The organism is Brevundimonas sp., from assembly GCF_041648055.1.
Taxonomy (GTDB): domain Bacteria; phylum Pseudomonadota; class Alphaproteobacteria; order Caulobacterales; family Caulobacteraceae; genus Brevundimonas.
The window spans coordinates 971,414-993,479 of the sequence record NZ_JBAZPS010000001.1 but is presented as its reverse complement, the minus strand read 5'-3'; the positions used below and the strand labels follow the sequence as shown (position 1 = coordinate 993,479).

The following is a 22,066-nucleotide window of genomic DNA, read 5'->3' as shown; positions in this document are numbered from 1 at the left end:
TGGAACGGTCCCGAAGGAGCGGCGAAGGTCTGACGCCCGGACGGCGGCTTCTTCGGCGGCGGCCCGTCGCACCTGAAACAGGGCGCGCTGCATGGGGCCGCGCGGACGATGAAACCCCTCGACTTGGGCGCAGGCGGGACTTAAGCACCGACCTTATCCCTGTCAACGCGAGGGCCTTTGCCGCCCTGTGACGGAGCCTGCCTTCATGCGGCCTTTTCGCCCCCCCGTGATGACTGTCGCGCCGGTTCTTCTGGCCCTCGTCCTGGCACTTTCAGCCTGTGGACGTGGCGGCGGTAATGACCGCCCGCCGGAAGCCGACGATCGCGCCGTGGCCAGGGTTCAGGACGAGACGGTTTGGGCCTCTGACGTCAAACGCGAAGCCGTGGCACAGGGGCTGATCGGCGAGGCTGAGCCCCTGGATACCAACTCAGACCTGTTCCGCCGCGTGCTGGACGAGGTCATCGACCGAAAACTTCTAGCCGCCGAGGCCGAGCGGCGCGGGCTCGACGATGACGCCCTGGTCCAGCGCCGACTCGTGGCGACGCGCGAGCGCATTCTGGGCGACGTCCTGATCGAGGAGCAGGTTGCCGGCCAGGTTAGCGAGGCCAGAATCCAGGAACTGTACCGCGACCAGGTCCGTCAGGCCCAGACGACCGACGAGGTGAGGGTCCGCTTAATCCTCAGTCGTACGCGCGAGGAGGCCGCCGCCGTGATCGGCGTCCTGGCCCAAGGTGCTGCGTTCGAGGCCGTGGCGGCACAAAGTTCGATCGATGACGCCACGCGCTTTTCGGGGGGTGACCTGGGCTATCGCACGCTGGATGTCCTGCCCCAGGCCTATGCCGACGCCCTGCGCGATCAACCGGCAGGGTCTACCATCGGCCCCGTCCAGACCGAGGCGGGATGGGCCGTCCTGCGTGTCGAGGACCGGCGCCGCGAAACCCCGCCGACGCTGGAACAGGCGCGGCCCCAGATTGTCCGCTACCTAACGTACGAAGGTATCCGCCAGCAGTTGGAAACCCTGCGAGGTCGGGCGAAGATCGAGCGCCTGCTGGACGAATCAGCGGCGGGGTCTCCTGCCCCTACTCAAGCGCCCGCGACCCCTGCCCCATGAGCAAGACTCCCACGACCGGCCGTTCCACGGGACAGAAGATCGAGCACGCCATTGAGAAGGCGCTGGACCCGCTGGCCACGGCGCTGAAACGCGCGGGCAAGCCTGCTGTCTCGACGTCGCCTGCCACTGTTGCCGTGCCCGGAAAGCCCGGGCTGGAGATATCGCCGCTGGCCGTGCCGTTTCCCGCCATTCCGCCGATCGGCGGGGTCGAGATCGCCACGGCGAGGGCGGGCTTCTACAAGCATGAACGAGACGATCTGGTCGTCTTTTCCTTCGCGCGCGGCACGAGCTGTGCGGGCGTCTTTACGCGCCACAAGATCGGTTCAGCCCCCGTGGACTGGTGCAAGCGACATCTTGATGCTGACGAGGGCGGCAAGGATGTGCGGGCGCTGGTAGTCAATGCGGGCTGCGCAAACGCCTTCACGGGCAAGGCCGGAGCCGATGCGGCACGGCGCACGGCGTCAGAGGTCGCCAAGCGGTTCGGCTGCCGCCAGCGTGACGTCATGCTGGCCTCCACGGGCGTGATCGGCGTCTTGCTGGACGACAAGAAGATTGCGGCCCGGATGCATGACATCGAGGCCGGTCTGGATGCCGATGGTTGGGCAAAAGCCGGTCTGGGCATCATGACCACAGACACCTTCCCCAAGGGGTCGTTCGCAGAGTGCCAGATCGAAGGACACACGGTCCGGATCGCCGGCATCGCCAAGGGTTCGGGCATGATCGCGCCCGACATGGCCACAATGCTGGCCTTCATCGTCACCGATGCCGACATCCACCCAAGCGTGCTGAGGGCCCTGCTGGGTCTGCATGTGCGCACCACCTTCAACTCTGTGACCGTGGACGGCGATACCTCGACTAATGACACCTGCCTGCTGTTCGCCACCGGAGCCAGCGGTGCGCCGCGTATCGGCCGGGTCGGCGACCGGCGGCTGAAGGCTTTCTCCGCAGCGCTGGACAAGGTCATGCTGGATCTGGCGCATCAACTCGTGCGTGACGGGGAAGGGGCGACCAAGTTCGTCAAAGTCACAGTGGACGGGGCCGCCAGTCCCGCCTCGGCCCGCAAACTGGCCAAGTCGATCGCCGACAGCCCGCTGGTCAAGACCGCCATCGCAGGCGAGGACGCCAACTGGGGCCGCGTGGTCATGGCCGTCGGCAAGACCGAGGAACCGGTCGATCGCGACCGCCTGGCTATACGCTTCGGTCCGCACCAGGCGGCCATCGATGGAGCGCCATCGCCGACCTATGACGAGGCGAAGATGAGCGCCTATATGAAGCGATCGGAAATCGACATCACGGTGGATGTCGGCTCCGGCCGTGCCTCGGCCACCGTGTGGACCTGCGACCTGACCAAACGCTACATCGAGATCAACGGCGATTATCGTTCGTGACCGACACCCTCCCCACCGTTCTGGTCGTGGCAGCGGCCCTTATCGATGCCGACGGACGCGTGCTGATCGCTCAGCGGCCCGAGGGCAAGGCGCTGGCAGGGCTGTGGGAATTTCCCGGTGGCAAGATCGAGCCGGGCGAGCGGCCGGAACAGGCCCTGATCCGCGAACTGCACGAGGAACTGGGCATCGACGTCAATGCCGCCTGTCTGGCCCCCTTCGTGTTTACCAGTCACGCTTACGAATCCTTTCACCTGTTGATGCCACTGTATCTGCTCCGGCGCTGGTCGGGCACGGTGCAACGGCGCGAGCATGCGGCACTGAAGTGGGTGAAACCGGATCAGCTCCGGGACTATCCCATGCCCCCGGCGGATGAACCCCTGGTCGCCTGGTTGCGCGATCTGCTTTGACCTCGCCGCCGCGAAAGGGGGCCGAATGCGACGCCTGATTTCGCGCTTCATAGTCGATGACAGCGGCGCTACCGCGATCGAGTATGGCCTTATTGCCTCTCTCGTCTTTCTGGTAGCGCTTGGCGCGATTACCGCCTTTGGCGGAGCCAGCACCAATATGTTCAACGCCGCGCTCAACAAAATCAGCGCCGCTATCGCAGGCGGCTGAGTCTTACTCAGCCTTCGCCCGTCTGCTCCTGAACACCGAGTGCATCCGCCAGCCTCATTTTCGCTGACCCTCGCGCAAGCGGCTTCTGCTGGCTTTCATGGGGGGCCCATCCGGCGAGGTGGATGATCTCAAAGGTGGCGGGTATGCGCCCGTCGGCCTCGGCGTGTCGTTCCGCATATAGCTCCGCCGTACGCGTCACAATCTTGCGGGTCAGCGGTCTGACGTGGCCGGTCAGCACATTGGTTTCACCCATGGCCCGCAGGTCTCGCACCAAGGCCAGCAGGTCGGGATAGCGCACCACCACTCGGTCCACATCGCTGACGGGCAGGGCAAATCCGGCCCGTTGCAACAGGGCAGCCCCGTCGAACCCGTCGGCAAAGGGGGATACCCGCGCCTGTGCTCCGCCGCTCACCTCCAGTTCGGCCTGGGTCAGGGCTCCGCGCAACTCCTTCAGAGTGCCGGCACCCAGCAGCGTGCCCAGGAACAGGCCGTCAGGCTTCAGGGCGCGACGGATCTGCGTCAGGGCACCGGGCAGGTCGTTGGCCCAGTGCAGGCTCATCAAAGAGACGATCAGGTCCTGCGATTGATCGGCCAAAGGTAGAGGCTGCGCCCCCGGTGCCGTGCGCGCCGCTGGATCGCCGACCGACAATACGTTCCCAACCCTGGTTGCCGCCACGCTTTCCGCCAGTTGCCGCGCAAAAGGCCCCGGGTGGGCCGACAGGTCGACGGCGTCCGGAAAGTCGCGCAGGATGACGTCCAAGCTATGAACCGCATTCTCGGCGGCGCGGTCATGCAGGAAGTCGGCCCCCGCGAACAGGCGTTCGCTGCGGGCCAGGCGGGCGGCACGGCGACGGGCGTCAAAGATGGCGGGGGGACCGGAGGAGGCGTTCATGAACCTTCAGGATGGGGGCTGGCGCGCGCGATTGAAAGGTGCGGGGCCTGTCGTGCTGTTCGGACGGCGTATGGGGCGAGGCCTGGCGGACCTGCTGCTGCCCTCGCTGGCGCACGACAGTCCCGAGGCCACGGCCTCCGCAGGGCTGACGCCGGACGCCTGGAGCCGGGTCGTATTTCTGGAAGACCCGGTCTGCGACGGCTGCGGTGCGGCGTTCGAGGCCGATGGTGGGGCTTTCGCCGCCAGCCGGTGCGCGGCGTGCCTGGCCCAGCCCTATGCCTTCGCCCGCGCGCGTGCGGCCTGTGTCTATGACGAGGCGTCGCGTGGCCTGGTGCTGAAGTTCAAGCATGGCGATCATCAGCCTTTTGCGCCCCTGTTCGCGCGCTGGATCAGTCGGGCGGCCGCGCCCCTGCTGACTGAGGCGGATGCGGTCGTGCCGGTGCCGCTGCATCCCTTGCGTCTGATATCGCGTCGCTTCAACCAGGCCGCAGAGATCGCCCGTCCACTGGCGGCGTCCAGCGGGCTGGACTACCTGCCTGACGCTCTGGTGCGCCAGACCCATACGACAAGCCAGGGCGGCAAGTCGCTGCGTGGGCGTCGGCTGAACGTGAAGACGGCCTTTGCCGTCACCGAGGCGGGGCGACGTCGCATCAAGGGGCGGCGCATCCTGCTGATCGACGACGTGCTGACCACCGGAGCGACCGCAGAGGCGTGCGCGCGGGCGCTTCTGCAGGGCGGGGCACGCGCTGTCGATCTGGCGGTGATCGCGAGGGTGCGAACTGCGAGGGAATTGCCTACATAGGGGGCAACCACCAGCCGCGACTGCGGTTAGGATCAGACCCCAACATTCGGAGAACCGCCTTGGCTGACGTCGTCATCTACACAAAACCCGGCTGCCCCTACTGCACGGCGGCCAAGGCCTTGCTGGACAAGAAGGGCGTGGACTTCACCGAGATCGTCGCCTCCAACGATCCGGAGAAGAAGCAGGAAATGATTCAGCGTTCGGGCGGGCGCATGACCTTCCCGCAGGTGTTTGTGGGCGAGAAACACATCGGCGGCTCCGACGATCTGCATGCGCTCGATGCGCGCGGCGGTCTCGATCCGCTGCTGGCGGCCTGACGCCTCGCGATGAGCAGCCTGAACATCGCCCTGATTCAGACCCGGACGCCCGCGACGCCGCAGGCTGCGCTGGACCACGTCTTGCCCCTGATCCGGCAAGCGGCGGCAGGCGGCGCTCAGCTGATCCTGACACCCGAGGCGACCAACTTCCTGATCAGAGACCGCGCCGCACGTGACGCCGTTCTGGCCGATGCCGACGCAGATCTGGTCGTGCAGGGACTGCGCGATCTGGCGCGGGAGCTGAAGGTCTGGCTGCTGATCGGTTCGGCCATCGTCAAATCCGGGCACGAGGGCGACGACAGGGCGGCCAACCGCTCGATCCTGATCGATGACACCGGCGTTGTGGTCAGCACATACGACAAACTGCACGTCTATGATGTCGATCTGCCCACCGGCGAGCGTTGGCGCGAAAGTGCGTCGATCCGGCCGGGCGATGCCGCCGTTGTGGCCGACACGCCCTGGGGCAAGCTGGGGCTGACCATCTGCTACGACGTGCGTTTCGGTCATCTGCACCGTGCGCTGGCCAAGGCGGGAGCGTCGATGATTGCCGTGCCCGCGGCCTTCACCGTGCCGACCGGTGAGGCGCACTGGGAGACGCTGCTCCGCGCGCGCGCAATCGAAAGCGGGGCTTATGTCCTGGCCCCGGCCCAGGCCGGTGCGCATGAGGACGGGCGTCGTACCTGGGGTCGTTCCACTGTCGTGGCCCCATGGGGCGAGGTAGTCGCCAGGCTGGACGACGACGCGCCCGGCGTGCTGTTCGCCCTCCTGGATTTCGATGCCGTGGCGCGGGCACGGGAGGCCGTGCCGCAGCTGACCCACGACCGCGACTTCGCCCTGCCGACCGCATGATCCGCTATGCCCTGAAATGCGAGCATGACCACGGCTTCGAGGCCTGGTTCAGCGCCTCCGCCGACTATGACGATCAGGCGGAGCGCGGTCTGGTCGAGTGTCCCTTCTGCGGCTCGCGCGATATCGGCAAACAGATCATGGCCCCCGCCGTCGCGGGCACGCGCAAGTCAGCGGTGTCTGCCGATCCCGCCGCCCTCCAGACCATGATGATGCAGGCCGCCCGGGAGGTCCGATCCCATGTCGAACAGAATTTCGACTACGTCGGCGACGCCTTCGCCCGCGAGGCCCGCGACATCCACGAAGGCCGCTCCGAGAAGCGCGAAATCTACGGCGAGGCGACACCCGCCGAGGTGAAGAAACTGCGGGATGACGGCGTACCTTGCGCCCCTTTGCCCGTCCTGCCGCCCGACCCGTCCAAGGCGCATTAATGGCCGCCGCTCCGCTGGCCTGGCGTCCAATGACCACCGCAGACATCGACGGCGTCGTCAGGGTTGCGCGGCTGTCGTTTCCCGATCACTTCGAAAGCCGGGCCTGTTTCGAGAGCCGACTGGCGCTCAGCCCGGCCATGTCGTTCGTGCTGGCAGGGGCTGACGACACCGTGCGTGGCTATCTGTTCGCCTATCCCTGGAAGGGCGAGACCGCTCCCGCTCTGAACACCCTTATCGAGGCGATTCCGGCGGAGGCCGACCGCATCTATCTGCACGATCTGGCGCTTGATCCCGCCGTGCGAGGCGGTGGCCATACCCGCAGTATCGTCGAACGGCTGGTCGATCAGGTGCGGGCGGACGGCTGGACGATGATGGCCTTGGTCGCCGTCAATGACGCGACCGCCTTCTGGCAGCGGATGGGCTTTCACCCCGTCACCTCACCGGAGCTGTCCGCGAAACTGGCCAGCTATGGCGACGACGCTCGCTACATGGTGCGTGAACTTTAGGCGCTCAGTCCCGGGTGGCGATCATCATATAGTTGATGTCGGCCTCGCCCTCGCTCCAGCGGTCGTTCAGAAGTTCATACTCCAGGCCATAGGGGCCGGTGACGGTCACCGGTTCGGCCGACAGCATGGTGCGGATTTCGTCGGGCTTCAGAAACTGTCGCCAGTCGTGGGTGCCTGCGGGTACCCAGCGCAGAACATATTCCGCCGCGACCTTGCCCAGCAGCAGACCCTTCAGCGTACGGTTCAGGGTAGCCACGATCATGATCCCGCCCGGCTTCACTAGCCGCGAACAGGCCCGCACAAAGCCTTCCGGATCGGCGACATGTTCGATGACCTCCATTGTCAGCACAACATCGAACGGCCCGGCCCCTTCGGCCTCCAGCTGTTCGACCGTGGCGGCGCGATAGGCGATGTCCAGGCCGGTCATCTGCGCATGGGCGCGAGCGGTTCCGATATTCTGGGACGAGGCGTCGACAGCCGTCACCTCGAAGCCCAGCCGCCGCATCGGCTCAGCGATTAGCCCCCCGCCGCAGCCGACGTCCAGCAGGCTCAGACCTGCGAAGGCCTCGCGCTGGCGGATGTCTCGCCCGAACCGCTCGGCGACCCGATCCCGCACAAACTGCAACCGCGCCGGGTTGAACTTGTGCAAAGGCGCGAATGGTCCACGCGCGTCCCACCAGGTCTCGGCCTGGGCCGAAAACCTCGCCACATCGGCGGGGTCGATCGAGGGGCCGGAGGCCTGGGCGTCGTTGGTGTCCATAAGACCCTGTTGCCTTTGGGGTTTGCGCGTCGTCCGCCGGTCGTTAGAAGCAACCGTGGCTGCGGGAGTGAACCCTGACGCCATTCGATACCATACAGCCTCATGGCACAGGGAACGACACGCTGAAATGACGCGGCTGGTGATGAAATTCGGTGGCACCTCGATGGGCGACCTTGAGCGCATCCGCCGTGCTGCCCGGATCGTCGCCGCAGAGGCCGCGACGGGCAAGCAGGTCGCCGTCGTCGTTTCGGCCATGGCGGGCAAGACCAATGAGTTGGTGGCCTGGACCGACGGCGCGGGCCGACCCGGCGAGGGCGTAGCGATGTCGGACGACGAGTACGACGTGGTCGTGGCCTCGGGCGAACAGGTGACGGCGGGCCTTCTGGCCCTGACCCTGCGCAACATGGGGCTGAATGCGCGCAGCTGGATGGGCTGGCAGATTCCCATCCTGACCGACGACGCCCACGGCCGCGCCCGTATCGAGGATGTGCCGGGCGAGGTTCTGGGGGCCGCAATGGACGCGGGCGAGATCGCCATTGTTCCAGGCTTTCAGGGCGTGACCCGCGGCGGGCGGATCACCACCCTGGGCCGCGGCGGCTCGGATACGTCTGCGGTCGCCGTGGCGGCGGCGCTGTCATGCCCGTGCGACATCTATACCGACGTGGACGGCGTCTACACCACCGACCCGCGGATCGAGAGCCGTGCCAGGCGTCTGGAAAAGGTGTCCTACGAAGAGATGCTGGAAATGGCCTCGCTGGGGGCCAAGGTGCTTCAGACCCGATCCGTCGAACTGGCCATGGCCAAACAGGTGCCTGTACGGGTCCTGTCCAGCTTCATCGAACCTGACGAGAATGGCGCGCTGCCCGCCAATGCCGGCACCCTGATCTGCGACGAGGAGGAAATCGTGGAAAAACGTATCGTATCCGGCGTGACCATGAGCCGTGACGAAGCCCGCATCACCCTGCTGGGGCTGGCGGACCGCACCGACGCTCCGGCGGATGTCTTCACCCGCCTGGCCGAGGCCAGCGTCAATGTGGACATGATCGTCCAGAGCCAGGCCCGCACGGAAGGCACCGTCAACCTGACCTTCACGACAGGTCGCAGAGACGCGCAGCGCGCGGCGGAACTGATGCGGGCCGAACAGGCCCAGATCGGCTTTGAGGAGCTTCGCGTTGACGAGGACGTGGCCAAGGTTTCGGTCGTCGGCGTCGGTATGCGCAGTCATGCCGGTGTCGCCCAGACCATGTTCCGCGCCTTGGCCGACAAGGGCATCAAGTTCCAGGCCATCTCGACGTCCGAGATCAAGATCAGTGTCCTGATCGACGCCGCCTATGCGGAACTGGCCGTCCGCGCACTTCATTCCGCATACGGTCTGGAAGCGGTCTAGGAATAGTCACATCGAGCGCCCATTTGCGGCGTGAGCTTTACGGGAGGGCGGATTGGCGGCTGGCGGATTGACGACGAGGGGGCCGCGCAGCCTGCTTCGCCAGATCCGCGAGGCGATGGCCGGTGCGGCTCCGGCCCAGGAGCGTCTGGACCACGTGGTCCGCACCATCGCCCAGTCGATGGTGGCCGAGGTCTGCTCCATCTATCTGCGCCGGTCGTCGGGTGAGCTGGAACTGTTCGCCACCCAGGGTCTGAAGCCCGAGGCCGTCCACAATACCCGCCTGCGCCCAGGCGAGGGCCTGGTGGGCGAAGTCGCCCGCACCGCCCAGCCGATCAGCCTGTCGGACGCCCCGTCCCACCCCAGCTTTTCCTACCGTCCGGAAACGGGCGAAGACCCCTATCACGCCTTCCTGGGCGCGCCCCTGCTGCGCGGCGGCCGGGCCATCGGCGTGCTGGTCGTCCAGAACCGCTCCGAACGGCGCTATGACGAGGAAGAGGTCGAGGACATCCAGACCATCGCCATGGTCCTGGCCGAGACGGTGGCGTCGGGCGAGTTGCTGGCCCAGGACGAACTGCGCGATATTGAAGTAGCTCCGCACCGTCCGGAGCGGTTGAAGGGCCAGCGGTTCGCCGAGGGTCTGGCCTATGGCCACGTCGTACTGCACGAGGCCCCGGTGCCGCCGGAAAACCTGCTGGCCGAAAACCAGCAGGTGGAGGAAATCCGTCTGCGCGAGGCCCTGATCGGGCTGAAGGCCCACATCGACGCCATGCTTGAGGGCGGCCGCGTCAAGCTGGCGGGCCAGTCGTTCGAGGTGCTGGAAACCTACCGGATGTTCGCCGACGACCGCAGCTGGAACCGGTCGCTGGAGGAGGCAGTGCGCACCGGCCTGACTGCCGAGGCCGCCGTCGATCGTGTGCGCAACGAACACCGCGCTCGCTTCGCCCAGGCCCGCGACCCCTATATCAAAGAGCGGCTGCACGACTTCGAGGACCTGGCCAACCGCCTGTTGCGGTTCCTGGCTGGGGACAAGCCGGGCGAGCGCGACCTGCCCGACGACGCCATCCTGGTGGCGCGCAACCTGGGGCCCGCCGACCTGCTGGAATATCCCCGGCACAAGTTGAGAGGCCTGCTGCTCGAAGAGGGCTCGGCCGCCAGCCACGCCGCCATCGTGGCGCGGGCGTTGCAGATTCCCTGCGTCGGCCGCCTCATGGGCCTGCGCGACCGCCTGTCCGAAGGCGATCAGGTCATCGTCGACGGCGAGACAGGCGAGGCCTATCTGCGGCCTCGTCCCGACATGCTGGCCGCCGTGCAGTCGCGCATGGAGGTGCGCAGCCAAAGGCAGGCTGAGTTTGCAAAACTGCGAGACGTTGATGCCGTCACCCTCGATGGCCAGCGGATCACGGTCCTGACCAATGCGGGCCTGGCGGTCGATCTGGAGAACCTGAACGAGACGGGGGCCGAGGGCATCGGCCTGTTCCGCACCGAGTTCCAGTTCATGGTGTCCGAGGAGCTGCCGCGTCTGGACAGTCAGACGGCGCTCTACAAACTGGTGCTGGATACGGCCGGCGACCGCCCCGTCACCTTCCGCACGCTCGATATCGGTGGTGACAAGGTCCTGCCCTATCTGGAGACGGAGCGGGAGGAGAACCCCGCCCTGGGTCGTCGCGCCATTCGCCTGGGTCTGGACCGGCCGGGCCTTCTGAGATTGCAGTTGCGCGCCCTTCTGGCGGCAGGTGCCGGACGCGAGCTGCGCGTCATGTTCCCCATGATCGCCACGGTCGACGAGTTCAGGGCCGCGCGCGAGCTGGTCGATGTCGAGTGCGATTGGGCCCGGCGACGCGGGCGCGAGCTGCCCGCCCTTCTGCGGGTCGGAGCCATGATCGAATGCCCGTCACTGCTTTGGCATCTGGATGCACTGCTGCCGCTGACGGACTTCGTCTCGGTGGGGACGAACGACCTTTTCCAGTATATGTTCGCCGCCGACCGGACCAATCCGCTGGTGTCGGATCGCTATGATCCGATGTCGCCGCCTGCACTGAGGGCCCTGGCCGAGATCCAGCGGAAATGTGCCGACACCGGCACGCCTGTCTCCGTCTGCGGCGAACTGGCGGGTCGGCCACTGGAAGCCTTTGCCCTGCTGACGCTGGGCTTCACCCGGCTGTCGGCTCCGGCGGGTGGAGTGGGGCCAGTCAAGCGGATGATCCTGTCCGCCGATCTGACGGCCGCGCGCCGCGCCATGAGCGGCCTGCTGGGCTCTTCGGCAGGTTCTATCCGGGGCGAGCTGGAATCGCTGGCCCGCAAGCTGAACGTCATCCTTTAACGCCTGCCGTTGAAGCGGCGCGGCCTGTGTTCTATGCACGCGGCAGGGCTCTGACGCGGTCGCAGGCCCCAATCCATTCTTCGATACGCCGGTGACGAGGGCGGGCCTGATGGCGGTGAAAAGGGGGGCAACCTCCGCAGAGTTGGGGCCTCGCGCCGATCCCGCCGACGCCTCGGTCGAGGATGCACTGACGCTGGGCGACGCCCTGCGCGCGGCCCGCGAGCGTAGCGGGCGATCCCTGGCCGAACTTTCGACCCAGACCAAGGTGCACACCCGCTATCTGACCGCGATCGAGCAGAACGATTTTTCCATACTGCCCAACCGGGTGTTCTCGATCGGCTACGTCCGTTCCTATGCTGCGGCTCTGGGGCTGGACGAACAGTCGGCGGTCGAGCGCTTCAAGCGCGAAAGCCCCGATCCGACTGTACCGCTACAGGCCCCGTCGGGCATCGCCTATGAGGATGTGAAGCGGAACTCCGGACGCCTGGCAGCGGTAGGCGGCCTGCTGCTGCTGGCCGTCGTCGGCTGGAACATCTTTCAGCGGGTCAGCCTGGTCCAGGCCCCGCGCCCGTCGGATATCGCCCAGGTGCCGCCAAACTGGGCGACGGACAAATCCGTGGACAAGGCGGGTCTGAGGCTGTCCGGTCCCGCCCCGGCACCCGCCGATCAGACCGTGCCTGAACTTTACGTCACACCGGGTCTTGAACTGCAGATGACGGGCGTCGCCCCCGCAACACCCGAACAACTGGAAGCCGCAGCAGCCTCGGCTACGCCGGTGCGCAAGGCCTTCAACCCGCGTGGAGCTCTTTACGGCGCCCCCGCCACCGCCTCCCATGTCGTGCTTCAGGCCTCGAAGGCGGCCAATATCGTGGTGCGGTTGGCCGACGGTCGTGTGCTGTTTGCGCGGCAGTTGACCGAGGGTGACGCCTGGCGTGCGCCGATCGGCGTATCGGCTACGCTCGACGTGTCCGAGCCGACCGCGTTCGACGTCTACATCAACGGCGAATATGCGGGCGTCATGCCTGCGCTGCAGGTACCGCTGAGCCAGTTCAACAGCCGTGCCGAAGCGCAAATCCGACAGGCCGCCGAAGAAAATGCGGAACGTACACGTCAGGCCCAGCTTCAGGCTGCCCGTCAGGCGGCCACCAGACCGTCTGCGCAGACCCCGGTCGTCCCCATCAGCCCGTCTGCGGTACCTGTCGCACCCGTGACGTCGCCGCGCTGACCGCTTGCGACGTCGGCTGTCGTGGTCTTGTGAACAGGCATCCCCTATATTGGACGCATCATGAGCGCTGATCACTCCTCCGAACTGGGTCACATCCGTCCGTGGCGGCATATCGAGCGGCGCAAGAGTCGTCAGATCATGGTCGGCAATGTGCCCGTCGGCGGCGGCGCGCCGATCACCGTCCAGTCGATGACCAACACGCTGACCTCGGACGCGGCCGCGACCCTGGAGCAGATCCGTCAGCTTGAAGAGGCCGGGGCCGATATCGTCCGGGTCTCTTGCCCCGACGTCGAATCCACCGAGGCCTTCCGGACCATCGCGCGTGAATCGCGGGTCCCGCTCGTGGCCGACATTCATTTTCACTACAAGCGCGGCATCGAGGCGGCCCAGGCGGGTGCCGCCTGCCTGCGTATCAACCCCGGTAATATCGGCTCGCCCGACCGCGTCCGCGAGGTCATTCAGGCGGCCAAGGACCATGGTTGTTCGATGCGCATCGGTGTCAACGCCGGGTCTCTGGAGCGCGAACTGCTGGAGAAATACGGCGAGCCCTGCCCCGACGCCATGGTCGAGAGCGCCCTGAACCACGCCCGCATCCTGCAGGATCACGACTTCCACGAGTTCAAGATTTCGGTGAAGGCGTCCGACCCCTTTCTTACCGTCGCCGCCTATCAGCAACTGGCCGAGGCCATCGACTGCCCGCTGCACCTGGGCGTGACCGAAGCCGGCCCCTTGCGCACCGGCACGATCAAGTCGGCCATCGGCATGGGGTCCATGCTGTGGGCCGGGATCGGCGACACCATTCGCGTGTCGCTGGCGGCCGATCCGGTCGAGGAAATCAAGGTCGGCTTCGACATCCTGAAATCGCTGGGCCTGCGGCACCGGGGCGTGAACATCATCGCCTGCCCGTCCTGCGCGCGTCAGGGCTTCAACGTCATCGAGACGGTCGGCAAGCTTGAGGAACGGCTGGCCCACATCACCACGCCCATGTCGCTGTCGATCATCGGCTGCGTCGTCAACGGCCCGGGCGAGGCCCTCTATACCGACGTGGGCTTCACCGGCGGGGGTGCCGGGTCCGGCATGGTCTATCTGAACGGCAAGATCGCCCATAAACAGCACAACGACGGCATGATCGAGGAGATCGTCGCCCAAGTCGAAGCCAAGGCGGCGGAGCTGGATGCGGCCCGAGCCGGGCAGGCGGCGCTGGAAGCCGCAGAGTAGTTCAACCTACCAAGTAAGTGGGTTGGTCATGGTGCTTCGTTCGGTACGTGGCACGACATATCGCAGCGTTTCAGCGGCATCCATTGCGCCGGGGGGTGTGGGTCCTCGACCGATTTGGATCACCATTGTTTCCCCCGGTTTCACATAGCTTGAAATGGTGGAGCCGCCCCCCGTCGTAGTCGACGAACCGTAGGCCGTGTTCCCGTAAGCGGTAGCCTGAGCCGTAGTGTACGTTGGAGCGCGGTTGACCACATATCCTGATGAAGATCGATCTTCAGAGGACACAATCCCAAACCAAGTGTAGCCTGCTTCTAGCGTAGCCTCAGCCGCCTTCCGAAGGGAAAAGTCGGCAACGCGATCACGATCCGTGTAGCCATTGCCTCTGGCGCTTATTCGAAAAGTTGTTTCGCTCAACCGATCAGCTGACACACCGCCGGTGAAACCCATATCGCCATAAGAGGTGGCGCACCCCGCTAGAAGGACGCAAAAGCCGACTGTGGCTATCATCTGTTTCATTTAGCTTCCCCCAAGTGCCTAGCTGCACCGTATCATAAGTTGAAAGCCTGCCTACATGATTGTCAGGCGATGACCCCCGCCAGTTGCAGCCCCTGGAAGGCGGACAGGATCAGCAGGAGGAAACCCACCGCATAGGTCAGGACCTTGCGCGGCACCTTCTTGACGATCAGGCCCGCAAACGGGGCGGCGATTAGGCCGCCCACGACCAGGCCCGCCACGGCGGCAAAGTGGTGTTCCAGTGCCCCGGCTTCGGCCCAGTGGCCGGTGAGCAGGGCCCAGACGAAGGTGGCGCTGATGGCCACCGTCAGGAAGAACTCGGCGGTATTGACCGTGCCGATGGCGCGTCGTGGCTCCTGGCCGGCCCCAACCATGGCGGAGGAGACCGTGGGCCCCCAGCCGCCGCCGCCGATGGCGTCCAGAAACCCGCCGATCACTCCGACCGGAGCCATGACCCAGGCGGGCAGGCGGCGTGGCCTGGCGTCATGCCCGGCCCGCCACAGGATCCAGATGCCAACGATGGCCAGATAGGCGATAACGAAGGGCTTGATGACGTCACCCTCGATTCCCGACAGCACATAGGCCCCCAGCGCCCCGCCGATGACCCCGGCGATGGCGAGAGGAAGCAGCAGCCGCCAGTCGATGTTGCGGTGCCAGGCGTGGCTGCCCGCCGAGGCGGCGGTGGTGAAGACCTCGGCGGCGTGGACGCTGGCCGAGGCGGTGGCAGGCGGCACGCCCAGCGCCAGCAGCACCGACGACGAAATGACGCCGTAGGCCATGCCCAGGGCTCCGTCGATCGCCTGGGCCAGCAAGCCGACCATCAGAAACAGCAGGAAGGTGTCCATTCAGCCCCCGACGGAAGCAGCGCGTCGCGAGCTCCAGATTCGATGTAATGCGCCATGAGGCGAAGCGTTACGGGCCCGCAGACGAATTCTGCGGCCGGGGCTGCGCATCGACAGGCGGGACGCGGCGGGGTAAGGCTCCGCCCCTTTTCAAGACCCAGGATTTGCTGCCTTGCGACTGCCCCAGGCCCGGCTCGATCAGGTTCTCGACCGTTTCCACCAGGTGGAGGCGCGGATGGGTGCGGCCACGGACGGCCAGGAGATCGTGCGCCTGTCCAAGGAGCACGCCGAGATGAAGCCGGTGGCCGATGCGGTCATGGCCCTGGCGAAGACCCGGGCGGAGATGGCCGATCTGGAGGCCATGGCGTCTGATCCCGAGATGGCCGAGATGGCGGCGGAGGAGCTTCAGACCCTGCGCGAGACCCTGCCCGACATGGAGCGGGAGGTGGCGCTGCTGCTGGCCCCGCGCGATGCGGACGAGAATGCCAGTGCGGTGCTGGAAGTGCGGGCCGGGACTGGCGGGGACGAGGCGGCGCTGTTCGCGGGCGACCTGTTCCGGATGTACAGCCGTTATGCGTCCAGTCGCGGCTGGCGGGTCGAGGTGGACAGCCTGACCGAGGGCGACGCCGGGGGCTTCAAGGAGGTCATCGCCACCGTCACCGGCGACGGCGTCTTCGGCCGGCTGAAGTTCGAGAGTGGGGTGCACCGGGTGCAGCGCGTGCCGACGACGGAATCGCAGGGCCGCATCCACACCTCGGCGGCGACGGTGGCGGTGCTGCCCGAGGTCGAGGACGTCGAGATCGAGATCCACGACAAGGACATCCGCATCGACACCTTCCGCGCGTCGGGCAGCGGCGGCCAGCACGTCAACACGACCGACTCTGCCGTGCGGATCACCCACCTGCCGACCGGCATCATGGTGACCTCGTCGGAGAAGTCGCAGCATGTGAACCGCGATAAGGCGATGAAGAACCTGCGCGTACGGCTGTACGACATGCAGCGTCAGGCCAAGGATCTGGCCCGGTCCGATACGCGCAAGAGCCAGGTCGGGTCCGGCGACCGGTCCGAACGCATCCGCACCTACAACTTTCCGCAGGGGCGGGTCAGCGACCACCGGATCAACCTGACCCTGCACAGCCTGCCGCAGATACTGGAGGGGGACATCGACCCCCTGCTGAATGCTCTGATCGCCGAGGACCAGGCCGCGCGCCTGGCTGACCTCGAAGCCGAAATGGGCTGACGGCCGGACGAAAAACAGAGTCCACTCAGTCCACTCAGTCCGCCTTGGGGTCCAGTGTCTCCATGAGCCAGAAAACGGGACCGTCGCGCGCGTCATGACGCGGCGATGCGTGGGAGTTCGCCTGCGGCCTGGGGTCGGCGGGGCGGGATGGGAACTGTCAAAGACCGCAGCGTGGGCCCTCAGGGGGACCGCCGGGCATTCTACCACGGGCCGGAGGCGTGCTGAGGAAAACGGTCGCATGACCGCCGGGCGAGGGTCCAGAAGGGCCGGTTCGGGGCCCGGAAGGACCGGATGATCTGTCCCCGCAATGACCGCTCCCGGACCTCTCAGAGATCGAAAAGGGTCGGGGTCTGTCCGTCGTCACGGGATGGGGAAGGCCGGGGCGCGGCGGTGGCGATCAGGGTCCCGGCGGGCGGCGGGATCAGCAGGTCGGCGGCGGGCCGTCGGTCAAACAGCCAGTCGGCCCATGAGGCGGGCGGCAGGGGCATGACGCCGCGCGAATGATAGGGGGCGATGTCGGGCCCGGGCTCGCCCGTCAGCAGGGCGAAACCGTCGGCGTCGCCGTCGCCGCCCGCCCCGGCCCCCGCACGCCAGACGCAGGCCAGCATCAGCACCGCGCCACCGGCGTCCGACAGCCGCCAGCGGGTCTTCGGATAGGTGTCGCCGGTGAACTCATAGAAGCCCGAGACCGGCAGCAAAGCCCGACCCGAGGCCGCCGCATTGGAGACACCGCGCCCCTCGGACCGCAGATTGATGACGGGCGGGCGTTTGGGGGCAGAGGGCTTCAGCCCGAACCGGGCGGGGGCCAGCAAGGCGCGGTCACGCCCGTCGGGGGCGGCCCGGACGATCCGGTCGGCCTCGGTCGGACGGACCTCTTCGCGTGGCTCCAGATTGGGCAGGCCGCCGCCGTCCATCCCGACCTCTATGCCTGCATGGGCGAAGGCATCGACCAGCTGTCGCACCGAGAACCGGGATTCATAGGAGGCGCACATCGGCCCGCCGATCAGGGCAGCGGGCGGGCGTCGGGTTCGGACGCGATCAGGGGGGTGACGTCGGGCGCACCGTCCAGGGGCGTGGCGGGCGGTGCGGTGGGGTTGGTCGGATAGGTCCGGCCGTCGTAGGTCAGGCGCACCCAGCCGGCTTGGGCCCCGCCACCGCCGATGGAGACGGCCAGGTCGCGCCAGCCGTTGGTCGAGGTGGTCAGGACGCCGACGGGCGTCCGGGTCACGCTGGTGCGGGTCACGACGCGCCAGCCCTCGCCCCCATCCTCGCCCTGGGGCGCCAGCACATAGAGGTTGCACCCGCCCGAGCCGCAGACCATCGGCCCCATGACATAGGCCAGGACCTCGTCCGTGCCGTCGCCGTTCAGATCGACGGACGCCTGGGCATAGGTCAGGGCTCCGTCTTCGGCGTGCAGGCCGCGCAGCGCCGTCTCCAGCCCGGCGGGCGCGGCCTGTGAGGGGACTGGGGGCGTGGCTGGCGTAACGGCGGGGGCGGTCGCTGCCGGGGGGGCAGGCTCGGGCGTATCGGGCTGGCCACAGGCGGTCAGCGCGAGGGCCAGCATCGGGAGGAGGGAAACGGACAGGGCAGAGCGGATCATGGCAGGGCCTTTCGTGTCGGTTCGCCCTTCAACGTCCCATGATACAGAGGGGATGCAAAGGCCGCCATGCGCCTGTTCGACAACCATCCGCACATGTCGATCTTCATCTGCGACGGGGTGGAGGTGATGCCGGTGATGGGGGGACGCCGTCCAAGCGGAGCCATAAAAAACGAGTAGTCGTGGGGAACGCGCGTCTGCGCCGAACCTTCTCACTGTTCATCGACAGGGAGACGACCATGAAAGCGTTATGCTGGCACGGCAAGGGTGACATCCGCTGCGAGACGGTGGACGACCCCGAAATTCGGGATGGCCGCGACGCCATCATCCGCGTCACCTCCTGCGCCATCTGCGGGTCTGACCTGCATTTGTACGGCGGCTTCGTGCCCGGCATGAAGTCCGGCGACGTCATGGGCCACGAGACGATGGGCGAGGTCGTCGCCGTCGGGAAGGACAACACCAAGCTGAAGGTCGGCGACCGCGTCGTGGTGCCCTTCACCATCAGCTGTGGCGAGTGCGACTACTGCAGGCGCGGGCTTTATTCCGTGTGCGAACGATCCAACCCCAATGGCGCGGAACAGGCGAAACAGATCGGCTACCCGACCGCCGGGCTGTTCGGTTACACCCACATGTATGGCGGCATCCCGGGCGGACAGGCCGAATATCTGCGCGTCCCCTATGCCGACGTCGGGCCGATCAAGGTGCCGAACGGCCTGACCGACGATCAGGTCCTGTTCCTGTCCGACATCTTCCCGACCGGCTGGATGGCCGCCGAGAACGCCAACATCCAGCCCGGCCAGACCGTCCTCGTGTTTGGTTGTGGCCCCGTCGGCCAGTTCGCTATCCGCAGCGCCTTCATGATGGGGGCCGAGCGCGTCATCGCCATCGACCAGGTGCCCGAGAGGCTGCAACTGGCCCGCGACGCCGGGGCCGAGACCATCGACTTCTCCGAGGGCGACCTGCAGGAGCGGATCAAGACCATGACGAACGGCGTTGGCCCGGATTCGGTGATCGAGGCCGTCGGCCTGGAAAGCCACGGCTCGGGCAGCCTGATGGAAAAGGTGCAGGAGACCGTCGCGGGCAAGATGGAGCGCCCCTACGCCCTGAACGAGGCCATCGTCGCCTGTCGCCCCGGCGGCACCATCAGCCTGCCCGGCGTCTTCGTTGGCGTCATCCCCACCATGATGGGGGCCTTCGTCGGCAAGGGCCTGACGCTCAAGACCGGCCAGACCCATGTGCAACGCTATCTGGAACCCCTGATGCGCAAGATCGAGGAAGGGGAGATCGACCCCGGCTTCCTGATCACCCACAAGATCAAGCTGGAAGACGGCCCGGACGCCTACAAGATGTTCCAGGAGAAGTCCGACGGCTGCGTGAAGGTCGTCATCAACCCGTAGGCCGGGGACGCCCGGCGCGATGGGGTCGGAGGCCTCCGTGGAGACGCGGGGGCCTTCGTGTTTCAGGCGGTCGCTCGATTGCGCCACAGCCATACCGGACCGGTCCGTCTTGACCCCGGCCGCCACGCTTCGGATCATGGCGTATGCTCAGGTCCGTCACGCTTGTTCCCCACAGCGCCCGCTGGGCCGATCAGGCGCAAGGTCTGATGGCTGACTTGCGGGTCGCCGCGCCGGGGGTGTTTGTGGGCCTGCATCATATCGGCTCGACCGCCGTGCCGGGGCTGGCGGCCAAGCCGGTGGTCGATCTGCTGGGCGAGGGGACGGACCCGGGGGCGGTCGATGCGGCGCGGGCGGGGCTGGAGAGGCTGGGCTGGCGCTGGCGGGGAGAGAACGGCGTCGCCGGGCGGCGCTATCTGACCCGCGACGATCCGCAGACGGGCGAGCGGGCGGCCCATCTGCACATCCATGCGCGCGGGGATGCCATGATCCCCTGGCACCTGGCCTTCCGCGACCGCCTGCGCGCCGAGCCCGCCACGGCCGCCGCCTATGAGGCCGAAAAGTCCCGCTGCGCGGCCCTGCATCCGGGGGACAGTGGGGCCTATGCGGTGTGCAAGAAGGCCTGGACGGATCGGGTGGCGGCGGAGGCAGTGAGGGGGTGGGTTGGTCCCTGATCCCGGAGTAGTCGTCCTTTTCACAGACTCGCGTAGGTTGCTAAGGTCAGTTAACCTTTGCCATGCGAATCAAACGAGGGCGCGATGAAGGTACGCATTCAGCAAGGCTCCAACTCTATCGAGATTGAAGGTGATAAGGAGGAGGTGTCCGCCATCCTCGAAAGCTGGTGGAAACCTAGCTTCGCTGTGGCACCGGCAAACGATGATCCAGCAGTCCAAGAACAAGGTGCCTCACCGAAGCGACGGACCACGAAGCGATCTGCGCCACGCGCACCAAGCGCTGCTCGAGAAACGTCGTCAAAGTTAAACGCTGAAGAAGTTGCGAACCGGATCAAGGAAGACCCCCGCTTCGATTTGTTCAGCAAGCTGTTCGTGCTGGGCGAAGCCAGCCGATCAGACAGAGCAAAGTTCGTTTCGTGGTTCGTCGGAGATACACCGATAACCAGCGGGGACGCTTCACGTGTGATGATCGCGTTGGGTGTAAAGTTTGACGCTCCAGCAGCGTCGAAGGCGATGAGTGATAGCTCGCGAGACTGGATCAAGGACTCGTCGGGGCCACAGACCACTTTCCGTCTATCTGCACCGGCCCGCCATGCGTTCGAGCACAAGGTTTTGAATGCGAAACCCGCAGCTTGACGCCTTCACCGCGAGGCTCGCAGGCGACGGGCTCCGTGAAGCGGATGCAGCCGTCGGATTAATCTGGTTTCTCACTCATGGGATGGAGCACACCGCTGACGCGACCGCCAAAGAGCTTGCTGATGTCATGGTGGCCCAGCGGCTCAGCGGTAAGGTGAATGCGTCGCGACTCGGGATTAATCTGGCAAAACACCCGAGCGTTGTCAGGGGGCAACGGCCAGGATCATTTCGCATTCGATCGTCGAGCGACGCGACGCTAACTGCGATTTATCGCGATCACGCGGACCTTTCGAATGCGCCCGTTAAGGACGGGCTGATTTCTGCGAGCATCAGCTTGGGAGGTCGAAAGAACCTCGACGCGGTGCGCCGAGAGGCGAACGGCTCTTATGAACGGGCATTCTACAACTCATCCGCCGTGATGTGCCGTCGATTGACGGAAATGCTGCTAATCGAGGCCTTCGACAAATGTGGCCGCTTGGACGATGTCCGAGACTCACAAGGCAATCTCCAACCATTCTCAGAGCTAATTGCAGCAGCCAAGAGCGGTCGGCTTTTGAGGTTGTCGCGGACAGCTCCCTCCGCCTTGGTCAAAGTCAAACAGCTAGGAGACGGTGCCGCCCATCATCGGCATTTTCTCGTCGCGAAGAAGGACTTGGACGACTTAAATCCCGGGCTGGCGCTCCTACTCTCGGAGCTTGCTGCACTCGCGGGGCTATAAATCCGGTCCACGCTGGCCGCGCTCACGCTGCTGGCGGCGCCGCCAGCGGTCGTGCTGTCGGCGCTCATGCAGGCGGTCGCGAGAGTCGAAGGAGTCGACTTTCAGCCGCCCGTTGGCAAATTTACGAAAGTGCTCGGCCAAAGATTTTAGGGACTTACTGACCGTTTCCTCGTGAGGCGTACCTAACCTGACTAGGCTGGCAAAATCCGCCAAGTTGAGGTCGTACTTCAGAGTCTCCCGCTTGGCGCTACCGGGTTTCCTCGACCAGCTCACGCAAATCTCGAAGCGCCGTCCTTCCAGTTTGGCATACTCGCAAATGTAGCTGCTGATTAACTGGCCGGGCTTTAGGACGGAGATATTCTGCAGGGGGACTGGTAGCTCTTTCTGATCGTCGTCGAGCTCAAACGGTGGATTTGATGAAACCCTGATCTCGTAAGCCGTGCCAGTTCCTGTGTTTTGCGCAATGAGATCCATGTGCATCAGTGAATGAGGGTTGGACTCGAGAGTCACGACCACCATCGGCTCGCTTGTCGCGTCCGATAATCTCTTCGTCTCCTTAGCAAGAAGAGCAGTCACGACGGCAAGCACGATCGTCGCAATCGCAGTCACTACAGAGCCAATTACAGACCAATCT

At 65.9% G+C, this 22,066-nt stretch carries 24 protein-coding genes; 18 read left to right on the top strand and 6 right to left on the bottom strand.

Annotated features, from left to right (window positions below):
• Positions 1-205 precede the first annotated feature (205 nt).
• Genes WC585_RS04925 through WC585_RS04910 form a run of 4 tightly spaced genes read left to right on the top strand, consistent with a single transcriptional unit; the run spans position 206 to position 3,114 of the window.
• Positions 206-1,111 (top strand): peptidyl-prolyl cis-trans isomerase, encoded by a 906-nt coding sequence (locus tag WC585_RS04925; protein ID WP_373256439.1) that lies wholly within the window; start codon positions 206-208, stop codon positions 1,109-1,111.
• A complete protein-coding gene (argJ, locus tag WC585_RS04920) occupies positions 1,108-2,499 on the top strand; it encodes a bifunctional glutamate N-acetyltransferase/amino-acid acetyltransferase ArgJ (RefSeq protein WP_373256438.1) in 1,392 nt (463 codons plus the stop codon). The genes WC585_RS04925 and argJ overlap by 4 nt, the downstream gene beginning before the upstream one ends.
• Positions 2,496-2,906 (top strand): (deoxy)nucleoside triphosphate pyrophosphohydrolase, encoded by a 411-nt coding sequence (locus WC585_RS04915; protein WP_373256437.1) that lies wholly within the window; start codon positions 2,496-2,498, stop codon positions 2,904-2,906. Before argJ ends, WC585_RS04915 begins: the two co-directional genes overlap by 4 nt.
• A 25-nt stretch (positions 2,907-2,931) precedes the next feature.
• Positions 2,932-3,114 (top strand): Flp family type IVb pilin, encoded by a 183-nt coding sequence (locus WC585_RS04910; protein WP_373256436.1) that lies wholly within the window; start codon positions 2,932-2,934, stop codon positions 3,112-3,114.
• A gap of 7 nt (positions 3,115-3,121) precedes the next feature.
• Here the strand turns inward: WC585_RS04910 and WC585_RS04905 are convergent, their stop codons facing one another.
• A complete protein-coding gene (locus tag WC585_RS04905) occupies positions 3,122-4,006 on the bottom strand; it encodes a methyltransferase domain-containing protein (protein WP_373256435.1) in 885 nt (294 codons plus the stop codon).
• Between WC585_RS04905 and WC585_RS04900 the strand changes: the two genes are divergently transcribed.
• From WC585_RS04900 to WC585_RS04880, 5 genes are read left to right on the top strand one after another with little or no spacing between them, the layout of a single operon-like run.
• Positions 4,005-4,808, top strand: a complete 804-nt coding sequence (locus WC585_RS04900) for a phosphoribosyltransferase family protein (RefSeq protein WP_373256434.1) — start codon at positions 4,005-4,007, stop codon at positions 4,806-4,808. The genes WC585_RS04905 and WC585_RS04900 overlap by 2 nt on opposite strands.
• Positions 4,809-4,867: 59 nt before the next feature.
• Entirely contained in the window at positions 4,868-5,125 is a 258-nt protein-coding gene (gene grxC / locus WC585_RS04895; protein WP_373256433.1) for a glutaredoxin 3, read from the top strand.
• Positions 5,126-5,134: 9 nt separating this feature from the next.
• Positions 5,135-5,974, top strand: coding sequence for a carbon-nitrogen hydrolase family protein (locus WC585_RS04890; RefSeq protein ID WP_373256432.1), 840 nt, complete (start codon positions 5,135-5,137; stop codon positions 5,972-5,974).
• Positions 5,971-6,402, top strand: coding sequence for a DUF1178 family protein (locus tag WC585_RS04885; protein ID WP_373256431.1), 432 nt, complete (start codon positions 5,971-5,973; stop codon positions 6,400-6,402). The genes WC585_RS04890 and WC585_RS04885 overlap by 4 nt, the downstream gene beginning before the upstream one ends.
• Entirely contained in the window at positions 6,402-6,908 is a 507-nt protein-coding gene (locus tag WC585_RS04880; RefSeq protein WP_373256430.1) for a GNAT family N-acetyltransferase, read from the top strand. Before WC585_RS04885 ends, WC585_RS04880 begins: the two co-directional genes overlap by 1 nt.
• A 4-nt stretch (positions 6,909-6,912) precedes the next feature.
• Here WC585_RS04880 and ubiG read toward each other — a convergent pair whose 3' ends face one another.
• The gene (gene ubiG, locus WC585_RS04875; RefSeq protein ID WP_373256429.1) at positions 6,913-7,668 is read right to left on the bottom strand and encodes a bifunctional 2-polyprenyl-6-hydroxyphenol methylase/3-demethylubiquinol 3-O-methyltransferase UbiG; all 756 of its coding nucleotides are present in this window, start codon (positions 7,666-7,668) and stop codon (positions 6,913-6,915) included.
• Positions 7,669-7,795: 127 nt separating this feature from the next.
• On the opposite strand from ubiG, the gene WC585_RS04870 reads away from it, so the two are divergent.
• The 4 genes from WC585_RS04870 (at position 7,796) to ispG (ending at position 13,818) form a co-directional block, all read left to right on the top strand.
• The gene (locus WC585_RS04870) at positions 7,796-9,055 is read left to right on the top strand and encodes an aspartate kinase (RefSeq protein ID WP_373256428.1); all 1,260 of its coding nucleotides are present in this window, start codon (positions 7,796-7,798) and stop codon (positions 9,053-9,055) included.
• 52 nt (positions 9,056-9,107) lie between these two features.
• Positions 9,108-11,375, top strand: a complete 2,268-nt coding sequence (gene ptsP / locus WC585_RS04865) for a phosphoenolpyruvate--protein phosphotransferase (RefSeq protein WP_373256427.1) — start codon at positions 9,108-9,110, stop codon at positions 11,373-11,375.
• Positions 11,376-11,484: 109 nt separating this feature from the next.
• Positions 11,485-12,600: a helix-turn-helix domain-containing protein gene (locus WC585_RS04860; protein ID WP_373256426.1), complete on the top strand. Its 1,116-nt coding sequence runs from the start codon at positions 11,485-11,487 to the stop codon at positions 12,598-12,600.
• Positions 12,601-12,660: 60 nt separating this feature from the next.
• Entirely contained in the window at positions 12,661-13,818 is a 1,158-nt protein-coding gene (gene ispG / locus WC585_RS04855; RefSeq protein WP_373256425.1) for a flavodoxin-dependent (E)-4-hydroxy-3-methylbut-2-enyl-diphosphate synthase, read from the top strand.
• Positions 13,819-14,396: 578 nt separating this feature from the next.
• Here the strand turns inward: ispG and WC585_RS04850 are convergent.
• Positions 14,397-15,176 (bottom strand): sulfite exporter TauE/SafE family protein, encoded by a 780-nt coding sequence (locus WC585_RS04850; RefSeq protein ID WP_373256424.1) that lies wholly within the window; start codon positions 15,174-15,176, stop codon positions 14,397-14,399.
• 169 nt (positions 15,177-15,345) lie between these two features.
• Between WC585_RS04850 and prfA the strand changes: the two genes are divergently transcribed.
• Positions 15,346-16,413, top strand: coding sequence for a peptide chain release factor 1 (prfA, locus tag WC585_RS04845; protein ID WP_373256423.1), 1,068 nt, complete (start codon positions 15,346-15,348; stop codon positions 16,411-16,413).
• Positions 16,414-16,739: 326 nt separating this feature from the next.
• Here the strand turns inward: prfA and WC585_RS04840 are convergent, their stop codons facing one another.
• Together WC585_RS04840 and WC585_RS04835 are read right to left on the bottom strand one after the other, a co-directional pair.
• Positions 16,740-17,405, bottom strand: coding sequence for an SOS response-associated peptidase family protein (locus WC585_RS04840; protein ID WP_373256422.1), 666 nt, complete (start codon positions 17,403-17,405; stop codon positions 16,740-16,742).
• An 11-nt stretch (positions 17,406-17,416) separates the two neighbouring features.
• Entirely contained in the window at positions 17,417-18,013 is a 597-nt protein-coding gene (locus WC585_RS04835) for a hypothetical protein (RefSeq protein WP_373256421.1), read from the bottom strand.
• A 236-nt stretch (positions 18,014-18,249) separates the two neighbouring features.
• On the opposite strand from WC585_RS04835, the gene WC585_RS04830 reads away from it, so the two are divergent.
• The 4 genes from WC585_RS04830 to WC585_RS04815 all read left to right on the top strand — a co-directional run bounded on the left by WC585_RS04830 (position 18,250) and on the right by WC585_RS04815 (position 21,432).
• Complete coding sequence (locus WC585_RS04830; RefSeq protein ID WP_373256420.1) at positions 18,250-19,407, top strand: zinc-dependent alcohol dehydrogenase; 1,158 nt, start codon at positions 18,250-18,252, stop codon at positions 19,405-19,407.
• Between the two features lie 143 nt (positions 19,408-19,550).
• A complete protein-coding gene (locus WC585_RS04825; RefSeq protein ID WP_373256419.1) occupies positions 19,551-20,078 on the top strand; it encodes a GrpB family protein in 528 nt (175 codons plus the stop codon).
• 84 nt (positions 20,079-20,162) lie between these two features.
• Positions 20,163-20,714, top strand: a complete 552-nt coding sequence (locus tag WC585_RS04820; protein ID WP_373256418.1) for a hypothetical protein — start codon at positions 20,163-20,165, stop codon at positions 20,712-20,714.
• Positions 20,695-21,432 (top strand): hypothetical protein, encoded by a 738-nt coding sequence (locus WC585_RS04815; protein ID WP_373256417.1) that lies wholly within the window; start codon positions 20,695-20,697, stop codon positions 21,430-21,432. Before WC585_RS04820 ends, WC585_RS04815 begins: the two co-directional genes overlap by 20 nt.
• Here the strand turns inward: WC585_RS04815 and WC585_RS04810 are convergent.
• Positions 21,427-22,041, bottom strand: a complete 615-nt coding sequence (locus WC585_RS04810; protein ID WP_373256416.1) for a hypothetical protein — start codon at positions 22,039-22,041, stop codon at positions 21,427-21,429. The two genes, WC585_RS04815 and WC585_RS04810, sit on opposite strands and share 6 nt — an antisense overlap.
• Positions 22,042-22,066: the final 25 nt, after the last annotated feature.

What these genes read in the sequence shown, in the direction of transcription:
- WC585_RS04925 (WP_373256439.1), top strand. Translation starts at nt 206, where the DNA reads ATGCGGCCTTTTCGCCCCCCCGTGATGACTGTCGCGCCGGTTCTTCTG.
- argJ (WP_373256438.1), top strand. Translation starts at nt 1,108, where the DNA reads ATGAGCAAGACTCCCACGACCGGCCGTTCCACGGGACAGAAGATCGAG.
- WC585_RS04910 (WP_373256436.1), top strand. Translation starts at nt 2,932, where the DNA reads ATGCGACGCCTGATTTCGCGCTTCATAGTCGATGACAGCGGCGCTACC.
- WC585_RS04900 (WP_373256434.1), top strand. Translation starts at nt 4,005, where the DNA reads ATGAACCTTCAGGATGGGGGCTGGCGCGCGCGATTGAAAGGTGCGGGG.
- WC585_RS04905 (WP_373256435.1), bottom strand. Translation starts at nt 4,006, where the DNA reads ATGAACGCCTCCTCCGGTCCCCCCGCCATCTTTGACGCCCGTCGCCGT.
- WC585_RS04890 (WP_373256432.1), top strand. Translation starts at nt 5,135, where the DNA reads ATGAGCAGCCTGAACATCGCCCTGATTCAGACCCGGACGCCCGCGACG.
- WC585_RS04885 (WP_373256431.1), top strand. Translation starts at nt 5,971, where the DNA reads ATGATCCGCTATGCCCTGAAATGCGAGCATGACCACGGCTTCGAGGCC.
- WC585_RS04880 (WP_373256430.1), top strand. Translation starts at nt 6,402, where the DNA reads ATGGCCGCCGCTCCGCTGGCCTGGCGTCCAATGACCACCGCAGACATC.
- ubiG (WP_373256429.1), bottom strand. Translation starts at nt 7,668, where the DNA reads ATGGACACCAACGACGCCCAGGCCTCCGGCCCCTCGATCGACCCCGCC.
- WC585_RS04870 (WP_373256428.1), top strand. Translation starts at nt 7,796, where the DNA reads ATGACGCGGCTGGTGATGAAATTCGGTGGCACCTCGATGGGCGACCTT.
- WC585_RS04860 (WP_373256426.1), top strand. Translation starts at nt 11,485, where the DNA reads ATGGCGGTGAAAAGGGGGGCAACCTCCGCAGAGTTGGGGCCTCGCGCC.
- ispG (WP_373256425.1), top strand. Translation starts at nt 12,661, where the DNA reads ATGAGCGCTGATCACTCCTCCGAACTGGGTCACATCCGTCCGTGGCGG.
- WC585_RS04850 (WP_373256424.1), bottom strand. Translation starts at nt 15,176, where the DNA reads ATGGACACCTTCCTGCTGTTTCTGATGGTCGGCTTGCTGGCCCAGGCG.
- WC585_RS04840 (WP_373256422.1), bottom strand. Translation starts at nt 17,405, where the DNA reads ATGTGCGCCTCCTATGAATCCCGGTTCTCGGTGCGACAGCTGGTCGAT.
- WC585_RS04835 (WP_373256421.1), bottom strand. Translation starts at nt 18,013, where the DNA reads ATGATCCGCTCTGCCCTGTCCGTTTCCCTCCTCCCGATGCTGGCCCTC.
- WC585_RS04830 (WP_373256420.1), top strand. Translation starts at nt 18,250, where the DNA reads ATGAAAGCGTTATGCTGGCACGGCAAGGGTGACATCCGCTGCGAGACG.
- WC585_RS04825 (WP_373256419.1), top strand. Translation starts at nt 19,551, where the DNA reads ATGCTCAGGTCCGTCACGCTTGTTCCCCACAGCGCCCGCTGGGCCGAT.
- WC585_RS04820 (WP_373256418.1), top strand. Translation starts at nt 20,163, where the DNA reads ATGAAGGTACGCATTCAGCAAGGCTCCAACTCTATCGAGATTGAAGGT.
- WC585_RS04815 (WP_373256417.1), top strand. Translation starts at nt 20,695, where the DNA reads ATGCGAAACCCGCAGCTTGACGCCTTCACCGCGAGGCTCGCAGGCGAC.